The organism is Pseudomonas sp. Root71 (genome assembly GCF_001429045.1).
GTDB classification, from domain to species: Bacteria; Pseudomonadota; Gammaproteobacteria; order Pseudomonadales; family Pseudomonadaceae; genus Aquipseudomonas; species Aquipseudomonas monachiensis.
This window is the reverse complement of record NZ_LMHY01000001.1, coordinates 375,660-388,175: the sequence shown is the minus strand read 5'-3', so window position 1 is coordinate 388,175 and position 12,516 is coordinate 375,660. Positions and strand designations below refer to the sequence as shown.

The 12,516-nt window shown below is 61.0% G+C and carries 12 protein-coding genes; 6 read left to right on the top strand and 6 right to left on the bottom strand.

Annotated elements, in window-relative coordinates:
• Window positions 1-10 precede the first annotated feature (10 nt).
• Complete coding sequence (locus tag ASD95_RS01850; protein ID WP_033052123.1) at window positions 11-1,405, bottom strand: FAD-binding oxidoreductase; 1,395 nt, start codon at window positions 1,403-1,405, stop codon at window positions 11-13.
• Between the two features lie 205 nt (window positions 1,406-1,610).
• Here ASD95_RS01850 and serA point away from each other — a divergent pair, with 205 nt between their 5' ends.
• Window positions 1,611-2,840, top strand: a complete 1,230-nt coding sequence (gene serA / locus ASD95_RS01845; RefSeq protein ID WP_007976393.1) for a phosphoglycerate dehydrogenase — start codon at window positions 1,611-1,613, stop codon at window positions 2,838-2,840.
• Window positions 2,841-2,901: 61 nt separating this feature from the next.
• On the opposite strand, the gene ASD95_RS01840 is transcribed toward serA, so the two are convergent.
• A complete protein-coding gene (locus tag ASD95_RS01840) occupies window positions 2,902-3,327 on the bottom strand; it encodes a DUF4399 domain-containing protein (RefSeq protein ID WP_056726436.1) in 426 nt (141 codons plus the stop codon).
• 135 nt (window positions 3,328-3,462) lie between these two features.
• On the opposite strand from ASD95_RS01840, the gene ASD95_RS01835 reads away from it, so the two are divergent.
• Window positions 3,463-4,053, top strand: a complete 591-nt coding sequence (locus tag ASD95_RS01835; RefSeq protein WP_056726435.1) for a transporter substrate-binding domain-containing protein — start codon at window positions 3,463-3,465, stop codon at window positions 4,051-4,053.
• Between the two features lie 122 nt (window positions 4,054-4,175).
• On the opposite strand, the gene ASD95_RS01830 is transcribed toward ASD95_RS01835, so the two are convergent.
• A complete protein-coding gene (locus ASD95_RS01830; RefSeq protein WP_056726434.1) occupies window positions 4,176-4,661 on the bottom strand; it encodes a DUF523 domain-containing protein in 486 nt (161 codons plus the stop codon).
• Window positions 4,662-4,663: 2 nt separating this feature from the next.
• On the bottom strand, window positions 4,664-5,296 hold the full coding sequence (locus ASD95_RS01825; protein WP_056726433.1) for a 2OG-Fe(II) oxygenase: 633 nt from the start codon (window positions 5,294-5,296) through the stop codon (window positions 4,664-4,666).
• Between the two features lie 108 nt (window positions 5,297-5,404).
• Between ASD95_RS01825 and ASD95_RS01820 the strand changes: the two genes are divergently transcribed.
• Window positions 5,405-6,157, top strand: coding sequence for a DUF2059 domain-containing protein (locus ASD95_RS01820; RefSeq protein ID WP_056726432.1), 753 nt, complete (start codon window positions 5,405-5,407; stop codon window positions 6,155-6,157).
• Between the two features lie 76 nt (window positions 6,158-6,233).
• Here ASD95_RS01820 and ASD95_RS01815 read toward each other — a convergent pair whose 3' ends face one another.
• Window positions 6,234-7,181: an alpha/beta hydrolase gene (locus ASD95_RS01815; RefSeq protein ID WP_056726431.1), complete on the bottom strand. Its 948-nt coding sequence runs from the start codon at window positions 7,179-7,181 to the stop codon at window positions 6,234-6,236.
• A 96-nt stretch (window positions 7,182-7,277) separates the two neighbouring features.
• Between ASD95_RS01815 and ASD95_RS01810 the strand changes: the two genes are divergently transcribed.
• Complete coding sequence (locus ASD95_RS01810; RefSeq protein ID WP_056726430.1) at window positions 7,278-7,859, top strand: DUF6436 domain-containing protein; 582 nt, start codon at window positions 7,278-7,280, stop codon at window positions 7,857-7,859.
• 103 nt (window positions 7,860-7,962) lie between these two features.
• Window positions 7,963-10,362 (top strand): penicillin acylase family protein, encoded by a 2,400-nt coding sequence (locus ASD95_RS01805; protein WP_056726429.1) that lies wholly within the window; start codon window positions 7,963-7,965, stop codon window positions 10,360-10,362.
• 144 nt (window positions 10,363-10,506) lie between these two features.
• Here ASD95_RS01805 and ASD95_RS01800 read toward each other — a convergent pair whose 3' ends face one another.
• Window positions 10,507-11,472, bottom strand: coding sequence for a GlxA family transcriptional regulator (locus ASD95_RS01800; protein ID WP_056726428.1), 966 nt, complete (start codon window positions 11,470-11,472; stop codon window positions 10,507-10,509).
• Window positions 11,473-11,743: 271 nt separating this feature from the next.
• Here ASD95_RS01800 and ASD95_RS01795 point away from each other — a divergent pair, with 271 nt between their 5' ends.
• Window positions 11,744-12,385 carry an HD domain-containing protein gene (locus ASD95_RS01795; protein WP_056726427.1) on the top strand — a complete coding sequence of 214 codons (642 nt, stop codon included), beginning with the start codon at window positions 11,744-11,746 and terminating at the stop codon, window positions 12,383-12,385.
• The last annotated feature ends 131 nt before the right edge of the window (window positions 12,386-12,516 follow it).

Sequence of the window (12,516 nt, the reverse complement as noted above, 5' to 3'; positions counted from 1 at the left end):
AGTTCGAAAATCAAACAGCGAAAATCTTGCCCGGGTTCATGATGCCGTTCGGGTCGAACACCGCCTTGACCGCCTTCATGTATTCGATCTCGACAGGCGAGCGGCTGTAGGTCAGGTAGTCACGCTTGGTCATGCCCACGCCGTGCTCGGCGGAGATCGAACCGTTGTACTTCTCGACGGTTTCGAACACCCACTTGTTGACGGTCGCGCACTTGGCGAAGAACTCATCCTTGCTCAGGTTATCCGGCTTGAGGATGTTCAAGTGCAGGTTGCCGTCGCCGATGTGGCCGAACCAGACGATTTCGAAATCCGGGTAGTGTTCGCCGACGATGGCGTCGATTTCCTTCAGGAATGCCGGGACTTTCGATACGGTGACCGAGATGTCGTTTTTGTACGGTGTCCAGTGGGAAATGGTTTCGGAGATGTATTCGCGCAGCTTCCACAGGTTCTGCAGCTGGGTTTCGCTCTGGCTCATCACACCGTCCAGTACCCAGCCCTGCTCGACGCAGTGCTCGAAGGTTTCCAGGGCGTGGTTGGCCACTTCCTCGGTGGTCGCTTCGAATTCCAGCAGCGCGTAGAACGGGCAATCGGATTCGAACGGCGCCGGCACATCGCCACGAGCCATGACTTTGGCCAGGGCTTTGTCGGAGAAGAATTCGAAGGCGGTCAGGTCAAGCTTGCTCTGGAAGGCGTGCAGCACCGGCATGATCGAATCGAAATCGGCGGTACCGAGGACCATTGCAGTGAGGTTTTTCGGTGCGCGGTCCAGGCGCATGGTCGCTTCGACCACGAACCCGAGGGTACCTTCGGCACCAATGAACAGCTGGCGCATGTCGTAGCCGGTGGCGTTCTTGATCAGGTCGCGGTTCAGTTCCAGAACGTCACCCTTGCCGGTGACCACTTTCATGCCGGCGACCCAGTTACGGGTCATGCCGTAGCGAATCACCTTGATCCCGCCGGCATTGGTGCCGATATTGCCGCCAATCTGGCTCGAACCCGCCGAAGCGAAGTCCACCGGGTAGTACAGGCCTTTCTCTTCGGCGACGTTCTGCAGGTGCTCGGTGACCACGCCCGGCTGGCAAACGGCCGTGCGGTCAGTGAGGTTCACGTCGAGGATCTGGTTCATGTAGTCAAAGGACACCACGACCTCACCATTGGCCGCCACCGCTGCTGCGGAAAGACCGGTACGACCGCCGGACGGCACCAGCGCCACCTTGTGTTTGTTCGCCCACAGGACAATGGCCTGGACCTGCTCGGTGGTCTTGGGGAACACGATGGCGGTCGGGGCCGGGGCGAAATGCTTGGTCCAATCCTTTCCGTAAGCATTCAGGGAGTCGGCATCGGTCAGCACCTTGCCAGGCTCAACCAGGGTCTTCAGCTCTTCAATCAGGGCAGGATTGGTCATCGACAGAACTCTCGAACAATTCATGGTCATCCTGAGAACGCTTCACGTCGCAGGAATGAGTGTTTAGCGGGGTGCATATGCTAGCATAACGACCCCGCAGGATAGTGCCCAAGGGCTGTTCTGCGGTGACGGCTTTCCTGCCGTCCGGGTCAGCATCTGCTGGCTACTTCCTGCCATTTTTTCTCCGGGACACAGGTTTACGCAGATGAGCAAGACTTCTCTCGATAAGAGCAAGATCAAGTTCCTTCTTCTCGAAGGCGTCCACCAATCGGCTGTCGACGTCCTCAAGGCGGCGGGCTACACCAGCATCGAGTACCTCACGGGTTCTCTGCCGGAAGCCCAGCTCAAGGAAAAGATCGCTGATGCTCACTTCATCGGCATTCGCTCCCGCACTCAACTGACCGAAGAGATCTTCGATCACGCGAAGAAGCTCGTGGCTGTAGGGTGTTTCTGCATCGGCACCAACCAGGTCGACCTGGACGCGGCCCGCGAACGCGGCATCGCGGTGTTCAACGCACCGTACTCCAACACCCGTTCCGTAGCGGAGCTGGTGCTGGCCGAAGCGATCCTGCTGCTGCGCGGCATCCCTGAGAAGAACGCTTCCTGCCACCGTGGCGGCTGGATCAAGAGCGCGGCCAATTCCTTCGAGATCCGTGGCAAGAAGCTGGGCATCGTCGGCTACGGCTCGATCGGCACTCAACTGTCGGTCCTGGCGGAAGGCTTGGGCATGCAGGTGTACTTCTACGACACCATCACCAAGCTGCCATTGGGTAACGCCACTCAGGTAGGCAACCTGCACGAGCTGCTGGCGATGTCCGACATCGTTTCGCTGCACGTTCCGGAAACCGCCGCCACCCAGTGGATGATGGGCGAGAAGGAAATCCGCGCCATCAAGAAAGGCGGCATCCTGATCAATGCCGCCCGCGGCACCGTGGTCGAACTGGACCACCTGGCGGCAGCCATCAAGGACAAGCACCTGATCGGCGCGGCCATCGACGTATTCCCGGTGGAGCCACGCTCCAACGACGAAGAGTTCGAAAGCCCGCTGCGTGGCCTGGACAACGTGATCCTGACCCCGCACATCGGCGGTTCCACCGCTGAAGCCCAGGCCAACATCGGTCTGGAAGTGGCGGAAAAACTGGTCAAGTACAGCGACAACGGTACTTCGGTATCGTCCGTGAACTTCCCGGAAGTGGCCCTGCCGGCTCACCCTGGCAAGCACCGCCTGCTGCACATCCACGAAAACATCCCGGGCGTGCTCAGCGAGATCAACAAGGTCTTCGCCGAAAACGGCATCAACATCTCCGGTCAGTTCCTGCAGACCAACGAGAAAGTCGGTTACGTGGTAATCGACGTCGACGCCGAGTACTCGGATCTGGCGCAAGAGAAGCTGCAACACGTCAAAGGCACCATCCGTAGTCGTGTGTTGTTCTGATCACGACCTGAGCGACAAAAAAGGGAGCCTTCGGGCTCCCTTTTTCATTCACGCAACAACGTTACTTGACGTTGACGGTGATCTTCTCGGAAACGATCGGCGGATCGAACGGCATGTGGTTGCTATCGCCCAGTTCCAACTGCAAGGTGTGCTTGCCCGGCGTGAGCGTTACTTCAGCCTGGGTCTGCGCGTTGCCGAAATGCATGTGGTTGGCATCCTTGGGAATCGGCGCACCGGCGGCGGGCAGCTCGTCGACATCGATCAGCAAGTGGTGGTGACCGGTGTTCTTGGTGGTATCGCCCGCCGGTGCCAAGGCAACGTTCTCGACCGCGAACTTGACCACGACCGTCTGGGGAACCGTCGCGCCATCCTTGGGAGACACGATGGACACTTCGGCGCCTTTCGGAGCCGGCGTTGCAGCACTGGCCAGCACCGAAACACCCATCAACAGGCCAGCCAAAGCAGCACGTGACATAAAGGTTTTCATTCTCTTCTCCAGTTTTTCCGTAAAATCCGCGTGACCATGACAACTTCATGGCCATTCGTTGTCGAAGGCACTCGACAACCATAGCAAAGCGAGCCTGAATCAGAGGGTCGCGATAATAAATTCAAAGGAGTGACCATGCGCTTTCTGCCTGGCCTGATCTGCCTGCTACCCCTTCTGAGCCCTTTGGCTCATGCCGAACTGATTGATGACGTCAACGACCGGGGCGAATTGCGCATTGCCGTTGAAGCCAACACTCCCCCGTTCAATTTCAAGGATGACGATAAGCTCACCGGCTTCGAAGTCGAGCTGGGCCAACTGCTGGCAAGTGAACTCGATGTCCGGGCCGACTTTGTCGTCACCGACGGCAGCGATCTGCTGACCGGCGTCGAAAGCGGCAAATACGACATCGCTATCAACCACATAGCAGTGACCCCGGATCTCAAGGATCGTTTCGACTTCAGCGAGCCTTACATTCAAACCCATGCGCAACTGATCGCGCAGAAAGAAGAGCCGCGCTCCATTTTGCTGGTGCAATCGCTGACGCAAGAGACGCCCAAAACCAACCCGGCCGTGAGCCTGGCGATTCCGTTCCAGAAGGGTAATCCGGCGTTCCATGCCAGCCTGGAAAACGCCTTGCAGCGGATCAAGGATGACGGACGACTGCAAGCGCTGGAGCAGAAGTGGTTGGGGGCGGATGCGGGTGTGGTGCCGAAGCTGCAGAACTGAAGTAAATGCAGAACCTGTGGGAGCGAGTTTGCTCGCGATGAGGCCAGTCCAGTCAACATTGATGTTGGATGTCAGGCCGCCATCGCGAGCAAGCTCGCTCCCACAGTGTCTTGTGTCGCTCGTTAATCGAGTGTTGCCAACGCCTGCGCCGCCTGCGGCAACTCCAGCTCACTGAACACCTGCACCCCGTGGCGTTTGAGCAGTGCCGCCGTCACGCCCTCGCCACTGACCTTCACACCGCTGAACGTCCCGTCATAGGTCAGCAGATTGCCGCAGGACGGGCTGTTGGCCTTGAGGACGGCGATGCGGATGCCGTGCTTTTGTACCAGCTCCAGTGCCTGATACGCCCCCGACAGAAACTGCGAACTGACGTCCTCACCCTCGGTGGTGATCACCAACGCCTGGCCATCGAGGACTTGCACGCCCTGCCCGCCTGGAATTTCCGCTGCCGCCCGAGGTGTTGGCAATCCACCGGCCACCTCGGGGCACAACGGCACGACCCGCCCCTCATCAAGCCACTGCTGAAGCTGATCGAACGGCCCGCTGGCCCCGCCGTCGTAACGGACGCGGTGGCCCAACAGGCAGCGGCTGACGAGAATTTTCCGCATGATCAGAACGGCTCGTTGCCGCGCCGGCGGAACCAGCCGGTCAGCGACAGGCGATCCCGGGTCGCGGGCAGGACTTCATGGGGAACCTCTCCGGAGAGAAACACCACCAGGCAGCCGCCTACAGGTTGCACGTCGTGGACGCGATCATTGTCGAGGTACATGCGCAACTGGCCGCCGAGTTCGGGAAGCCAGGCGTCATTGAGGTAAACCACCGCCGAAACCATACGCCGGTCGTCATCGCGAAAGCGGTCGACGTGCTTCAGGTAGAACGCACCGGGCGGGTACATCGCAAAATGGCTTTCGAAATCCTCCAGGCCGAGAAACAGACCGCGATTGATCGCCTCGCGCAGGCTGTTCATCAAACTCAGGTAGCTGTCGCACGCCTCGGCCTGGCCGGGGTCGATCCACTGGATATGGTCGCCACGAATCCCTTCGCGGATCTCCGAAAACGGTCCACGGCCGACGGCGGCCGGAGCCAGTTCACCCTCGGCAGCACGTTTGCGACACTCGGCCGCCAGCGCCCGGGTCAGATCCAGAGGCAGGAAAATATTCTGCTGCGACCAGCCGTGCTCGGCCAGGTCGTCGACGATTCGTAGCAGCAGCGGGTGATCAGAGGATATTTGCATGGCGCGCATAGTATTCCTGTGCCCGGAAATCCGACAGAGCCGCGCAGCGGGTTGATACGAATTCTCGACAAGCAGGAGTGCCGCACGGAGAATAGTCGCCTGCTGACAGGAGTCCCTATGCGCCGTTTGCTTTTATCACTGCTGATGTTCTGCGTTATGCCCGCCTGGGCAGACGGCCATGACCTGTTGTACAAGGTCGCCGGCTGGCCGGAACAACGCGCGCATTTCAGCGACGCCCTCTCGGCCGCTCAGCAACGCTACCAGGGCAGCCTGCCTCCAGCGGTTTTTCAGGCACTGGTCAGTAACAGCAATCAGCGTTTTTCCGCCCAGGCCATGGACCAGCGCGCCGAAGCGCAATTGCGCAAGAACCTCGCCAACCCCAAACCCGCGCTGACGTTTTTCCAGTCACCCCTGGGCAAGAAAGTCGTCGCCGCCGAGCTGCTGGCGACCCGTCGCGACCAACTGGCGAAAAACGCCAAGGGCCTGCCGAAGATGCAGGCCAGTGACAGCCGCATGCTGATCATCGGCCACCTGGCACAAGCCCTGCCCGCACGCGAGGCCGGCGCGGAAGTCAGCCTGGCGATTGCTGGCGTCGCCGCCGACAGCTTGAGTTCGATGATCCCCGGGTTGCTCGGTGCCGGTCAGGCCCAAGGTATGCTCAACGGCCAACGCCAGCGCCTGATGGACCAGATCGGCAGCGACCTGAACAACACGCTGCTGTATGTCTATCGCGACCTGTCGGACAACGAACTGGAAGAGTTCGCGACCTTTGCTGAATCTTCGGAAGGCCAGGCTTATTATCAAGCCGCATTGGCAGCAATCCGGGCAGGGTTGGCGGTGGGGCAGAGCAATTCGAACCTGACCCAGTAAAAAAGATCGCAGCCTTCGGCAGCTCCTACAAACGCTCTGTAGGAGCTGCCGAAGGCTGCGATCTTTCGATCTTGACTCATCGATATTGCCGGCTCATCCGCCTGGTCAAGAAGCCGAAATACTCCTCTCGCATCACCAGCGTCTCATTCGCCAGATGATGCCGCGCCTCGGGAAGCATCAGCACCTGCGGCCGATCAAACTTGCCCCGCAACACTTCCAGGTTGTGTTCCCAATCCACCGTCATGTCGGCCTGCCCCTGCACGATCAGCGGCCGGCGGGCACTCACGGGAGCGGCCTCGATGCGCTTGATCCAGCGCGCCAATGCGCCCACCCAGGCCGTCGGCAGACGCAGCGGCTGCAACGGATCGGCTTGCAGGAACGGCAGAAAGGCCGGGTCGCTGGAGTTCTCGCTGAAACGTCGGGCGATGGCTTTGACGAAAGGTTTGAGCAGGTAATAACTCAGCTGCGACCAACCCCACGCCCGCGGCCGCACCAGCGGCGACAGCAGAATCACCTGCCCCTGGGCCGGGCTGCTCGCCCCCGCATTCAACACATGATCGATCACGATCGCCCCGCCGGTGCTCTGCCCGCACAGGTGCCACGGCTGCGGCAGGTCGAGAGACTGCGCCTCACTGAACAGACCTTGCAGCGTGTCCTGGTACTCGGCGAAATCCTTGATGCTCGCCCGTTCGCCACTGGACAAGCCATGCCCCGGCAAGTCGCAGGCAATCACCGCAAAGCCCTGGTCCAGCGCCCATTCGATCACATGCCGGTAGAGCCCGGTGTGGTCGTAGAAACCGTGGATGACAAACAACGTCGCCTTTGCCCGCTCGGGCCACCAGAACTGGCTGACCAGCTCATAACCGTCGACCTCGAATCGCCCAAGGCCACTGCGCACCTGACGCGAGGCAAAATCCAGCCCGTAGAATCGCTGGTAAGCCTGCGCCTGCGCCGACAACGGCTGCCCGGCCGCCAATGGCAGCAGGCTTGCACGTAGAAAATCAGGGTCGAAAGTAGCCGGCATGGACGATTCCAGAACGTGAAACGGACTTTATAGGCCTGCGATATTCATCTGTCGCGGCAAGCATGGCAAGCTAGCCGACCTTCGAGGATTGAACCGATGCGCTCGCCCCTTCGCGCCACCCTGTTTGCCAGCCTGCTCGCCGTGGTGTGTGCCGGCGCATTGTGGGCGGCCTACGACTGGTTCCAGGGGCGTTACCTGCGGGCGTTCAGCGAGCACACCGCGATGTTTTCCGGCGATCCGCTGCGCCTTCCCGAATCCCTCGCCGGCCCTGGCGCCATCCGCCTGGTCCACTTCTGGGACCCGGCCTGCCCGTGCAATGTCGGCAACCAACAACACCTGACCGAACTGGTCGAGCGCTACATTCCCCATGGCGTGGAATTCTATGCCGTGCAAAAACCCGGCAGCCACGGCCAATTGCCGGGCACCTTGAACAGCCTGAAAACCATCGACGTCCTGCCCGGCTCCGAACAGATCCCCGCCAGCCCGGCCGTGGCGATCTGGGATCGCAGCGGCAAACTGGCGTATTTCGGCCCCTACAGCGAAGGCCTGACCTGCAATTCGAGCAACAGCTTTATCGAACCGATCCTGCAAGCGCTGGATGAGGGACGTGCGGTGAGTGCCACGCACACACTGGCGGTGGGGTGTTACTGCCCGTGGCTTGTCGAGCCAAGCAAATAGGGAAAGACGCAGTAATACGAATCCCTCCTACGGGCGATGCGCCAAATCGGCGCAACGTGTTACACAGTGGCGCCAGGAATCACAATAACAACAAGGAGTCTCCATGAAACGCAGCCTGACCGCTCTCGCTCTGTTGATCGTCATGCTGGCCGCCGGGGCCGGTTGGTACCTCTACAGCAAGCAGCCGTCACGCCAGGGCATGATGGAACTGCAACACCTGCAAGGCTCCGTCACCGTGCGCTACGACGAGCGCGGCGTCCCGCACATCCGCGCCGACAACGAAACCGACCTGTACCGTGCCCTCGGCTATGTGCATGCCCAGGACCGCCTGTTCCAGATGGAAGTCCTGCGTCGCCTGGCCCGTGGCGAACTGGCCGAAGTGCTGGGGCCGAAACTGCTCGATACCGACAAACTGATGCGCAGCCTGCGCATTCGCGAACGTGCCGAAACCTACTTGGCGAATCTCGACAAGCAGTCGCCCTCCTTCATCGCCATGCAAGCCTATCTGGACGGCATCAACCAGTATCAGGACAGCCACGCCAAACCCGTGGAGTTCGATGTGCTGGGCATTCCAAAACGCCCGTTCACGGCCCAGGACACCATCAGCATCGCCGGCTACATGGCCTACAGTTTTGCCGCGGCATTTCGTACCGAACCCTTGCTGACATTCGTGCGCGATCAACTGGGGCCTGAATACCTGAACATCTTCGATCTCGACTGGCAGCCAAAGGGCGTGCTCAACGGGACCGGCACACCCTTGGCCAGCGCCGACTGGAAAGACCTCAACGCCCTCGCCCGCCTGAGCGAGCAAGCCCTGGCTGACAACGGCCTGCCACAGTTCGAGGGCAGCAACGCCTGGGTCGTCGCGGGCAGCCGGACCCAAAGCGGCAAGCCGTTGCTGGCGGGTGATCCGCATATCCGTTTTTCCGCGCCGTCGGTGTGGTACGAAGCACAGCTCTCGGCGCCGGGCTTTGAACTCTACGGCCACTATCAGGCCCTGATGCCGTTTGCCTCCCTGGGCATGAACAGCGACTTCGGCTGGAGCATCACCATGTTCCAGAACGACGACCTCGACCTGATCGCCGAGAAGGTCAACCCGGACAACCCCAATCAGGTCTGGTATCGCGGCAAATGGGTGGACATGACGACCAGCGAGCAGCAGATCGTGGTCAAGGGCCAGGCGCCAGTCACCCTGGTGTTGCGCCAGTCGCCCCACGGCCCGATCGTCAACGATGCCTTGGGCAGCGGCGCCGGCAAAACGCCGATTGCCATGTGGTGGGCGTTTCTCGAAAGCCAGAACCCGATCCTGGAGGGCTTCTACCAGCTCAATCGCGCCGATACCCTGGCCAAGGCCCGCAGTGCCTCGGCAAAAATCCAGGCCCCGGGCCTGAACGTTGTCTGGGCCAATGCCAAGGGTGACATCGGCTGGTGGGCGGCGGCGCAATTGCCTAAACGCCCGACGGGTGTACGCCCGTGGTTCATCCTCGACGGCAGCACCGCCGAGGCGGACAAGGACGGCTTTTACCCGTTCACGGCCAACCCCCAGGAAGAAAACCCGGCCCGGGGCTACATCGTCTCGGCCAACTTCCAGCCAGTGTCGCCGACCGGCATGGAGATTCCCGGCTACTACAACCTTGCCGATCGCGGCCAGCAACTCAATCGCCAGCTCAGTGACAAAGCGGTCAAATGGGACCTGGAAAACAGCCAGAAGCTGCAACTGGGCACCACCACCGCCTACGGCCCGCGCCTGTTGGCACCACTGTTGCCAGTATTGCGCGAAGTGGTGAGCGATCCCGCCGAGCTCAAACTGGTGGAGCAACTGGCCCAGTGGCAAGGCGATTACCCCCTCGACTCGACCAGCGCCACGCTGTTCAACCAGCTCCTGTTCAACCTGGCTGACGCGACGATGCGCGATGAACTGGGTAACGACTTCTTCGAAACGCTGCTCTCGACCCGGGTGATCGACGCCGCGCTCCCCCGCCTGGCCGCCAGCGCCGATTCACCGTGGTGGGACAACCGCAGCACCCTCGGCAAGGAAACCCGTGCCGATACGGTGAAGGCCGCCTGGCAAGCCAGCCTCGCGCACCTCAAGAGCACACTCGGCGCCGACGCCTCGCAATGGCAGTGGGGCAACGCGCACACGTTGACCCACGGCCATCCGCTGGGGCAGCAAAAGCCGCTGGACCTGTTCTTCAATGTCGGCCCCTTCGCCGCACCGGGCAGCCATGAAGTGCCCAACAACCTCTCGGCGAAAATTGGCCCGGCACCCTGGCCCGTCACTTATGGCCCCTCGACCCGACGCCTGATCGACTTCGCCGACCCGACCCACAGCCTGACCGTCAACCCGGTCGGCCAGAGCGGCGTACTGTTCGACAGTCACTATGATGATCAGGCCGAGGCCTACATCGAGGGGATGTACTTCCAGGCGCATCTCAATGATGAAGAAGTCACGGCCAACACGCGCAGTACGTTGAAGCTGTTGCCGGCGCGGGCTGTGCCATAGATTTTGCTGGCTGGACTGGCCTCATCGCGAGCAAGCTCGCTCCCACAGGGATCTGTGTCGAACACAAATTGTGTGAACACCAGAGAACCCTGTGGGAGCGGGCTTGCCCGCGAAGGGTCCCTCACAGGCAATAAAAATGTCAGCTCAAACCATCGCCGCAAAATTCAACCTGAACTGCTGCGGCGTCACCCCCAATCTACGATTGAACACACTGCGCATATGCTGGGCATCGCGAAAGCCGCATTGATAGGCCACGGTCTTGAGCGGCGCGCGGGTACTTTCCAGCAGCGTCCTCGCCGCATCCACTCGCGCACGCTCGACGAACTCGGCCGGGGTGATTTTCGCTTCCCTGGCAAACACCCGGGAGAAGTTCCGCGCGCTCATGTTGGCGGCATTGGCCAGGTCGGCGATCGTCAGGTCGCCCGTCAGGTTGGCCAGCACGTAATGCTGCACCATCGCCACCGCTGAATCCGTTTCGGCGTGCGGCGTGAGGAACGGACTGAATTGCGACTGCCCGCCCGAACGCTGGGTAAACACCACCAGCCGCTTGGCGACATTCAGCGCCACTTCCGACCCGTGATCCCGACCCAACAGATACAGCGACAGATCGATACCCGCGGTGACCCCGGCCGAGGTGAACAGCTCGCCGTCCTCGACATACAGTCGATCCGCCTCCACCCGGGACGTGGGACACAACACCGCCAGATCCGATGCGTCCTGCCAGTGCGTGGTGACCGTGCGCCCCTCCAGCAATCCGGCCCGGGCGAGCATGAACGCGCCATTGCAGATCGAGCCAAAGCGCTTGGCCCGGGCACAGGCATCGCGCAACCAGCCATCGAATGCCATACCGAAACTCATGAACGGCAACTGCGGCCCGCCGGCCACCAGCAACAGGTCGTATGGCTCCAGCGCCTCGCTGAAATGCCGATGGGCATTGAGTGCCAAACCGTTGGAGCACGCCATCATCCCGCGCTCGACGCCGATCACCTCCAGACGATAGTGATCCTGCGGGGCAAGGAAGCGATTGGCCTCGGAAAACACATCCATGGGACCGGTGACATCCAGTGACTGGACGCCGGCGAACACCACGATGGCTACGGTTTTCTGCATGGTTCAAGTTCATCCTCAACGTTGAAAAAAGATCGCAGCCTTCGGCAGCTCCTACAGGTGAGCGCAATGCCATGTAGGAGCTGCCGAAGGCTGCGATCTTTTCTAGCTGCTCACCAGCAACCCTAGCCAATCCACACACAACAAGCGAGGTTGGCGCGATATGCACGCTCATTGGCCGGGATCGCAGCCATGGATCGATTGTCCGGTTTCGGGGGCCGGAACAGACTGAAACCCTCAGCGCCGCCAAGGCGTTCACGACGAGGAAAACTCCATGAGCAGCACCATCGCCGGCATCCAGATCCCCGACAGTGCACTGGCCAGGGCCACCACCGAATACATTCGCGACATCGAGTCCGACCTGCTCTACCACCACTCGCGCCGGGTCTTCCTGTTCGGCGCACTGAGCGGTGAGCGCAAGCGACTGGCCTACAACCCGGAGTTGCTGTACGTCGGCGCGATGTTCCATGACCTGGGCCTGGTGCAAGGTTATCGCAGCGACAACGAGCGCTTCGAAGTCGATGGTGCCAACGCTGCAGCGGCGTTCCTCAAGCCCTACGGGTTGAGCGATGACGACATCGAACAGGTCTGGCTATCGATTGCCCTGCACACCACGCCGGGCGTGCCCCGGCATTTGCGGCCCACCGTGGCGCTGGTCACGGCTGGCGTCGAGATGGACGTGCTGGGCATGGACTACGCAGCGTTTTCCAGCGTGCAGCGCGAAGCGGTGGTGCATGCGCATCCACGGGGCGAGGGGTTCAAGGAGTGCATCATCTGCGCGTTTGCCGATGGCTTGCGCCATCGTCCGCAGACCACGTTTGGTAATGTGAAAGCCGATGTGCTGGCGGATCAGGAGCCGGGGTTCAAGCCGATGAACTTCGTCGAGGTCATCCGCAAATCGCCCTGGGTCGCATGAGCAAATGTGGGAGCGGGCTTGCTCGCGAAGGGGTCGTGTCAGTCGACATCCACATTGACTGACACACCGCTTTCGCGAGCAAGCCCGCTCCCACATTTTGAATCGGGGTGACCACATTGTTGTGGTCACCC

Bases quoted from the DNA above. Each gene is read 5' to 3' on its own strand.
- ASD95_RS01850 (WP_033052123.1), bottom strand. From the start codon at position 1,405: ATGACCAATCCTGCCCTGATTGAAGAGCTGAAGACCCTGGTTGAGCCT.
- serA (WP_007976393.1), top strand. From the start codon at position 1,611: ATGAGCAAGACTTCTCTCGATAAGAGCAAGATCAAGTTCCTTCTTCTC.
- ASD95_RS01840 (WP_056726436.1), bottom strand. From the start codon at position 3,327: ATGAAAACCTTTATGTCACGTGCTGCTTTGGCTGGCCTGTTGATGGGT.
- ASD95_RS01835 (WP_056726435.1), top strand. From the start codon at position 3,463: ATGCGCTTTCTGCCTGGCCTGATCTGCCTGCTACCCCTTCTGAGCCCT.
- ASD95_RS01830 (WP_056726434.1), bottom strand. From the start codon at position 4,661: ATGCGGAAAATTCTCGTCAGCCGCTGCCTGTTGGGCCACCGCGTCCGT.
- ASD95_RS01825 (WP_056726433.1), bottom strand. From the start codon at position 5,296: ATGCGCGCCATGCAAATATCCTCTGATCACCCGCTGCTGCTACGAATC.
- ASD95_RS01820 (WP_056726432.1), top strand. From the start codon at position 5,405: ATGCGCCGTTTGCTTTTATCACTGCTGATGTTCTGCGTTATGCCCGCC.
- ASD95_RS01815 (WP_056726431.1), bottom strand. From the start codon at position 7,181: ATGCCGGCTACTTTCGACCCTGATTTTCTACGTGCAAGCCTGCTGCCA.
- ASD95_RS01810 (WP_056726430.1), top strand. From the start codon at position 7,278: ATGCGCTCGCCCCTTCGCGCCACCCTGTTTGCCAGCCTGCTCGCCGTG.
- ASD95_RS01805 (WP_056726429.1), top strand. From the start codon at position 7,963: ATGAAACGCAGCCTGACCGCTCTCGCTCTGTTGATCGTCATGCTGGCC.
- ASD95_RS01800 (WP_056726428.1), bottom strand. From the start codon at position 11,472: ATGCAGAAAACCGTAGCCATCGTGGTGTTCGCCGGCGTCCAGTCACTG.
- ASD95_RS01795 (WP_056726427.1), top strand. From the start codon at position 11,744: ATGAGCAGCACCATCGCCGGCATCCAGATCCCCGACAGTGCACTGGCC.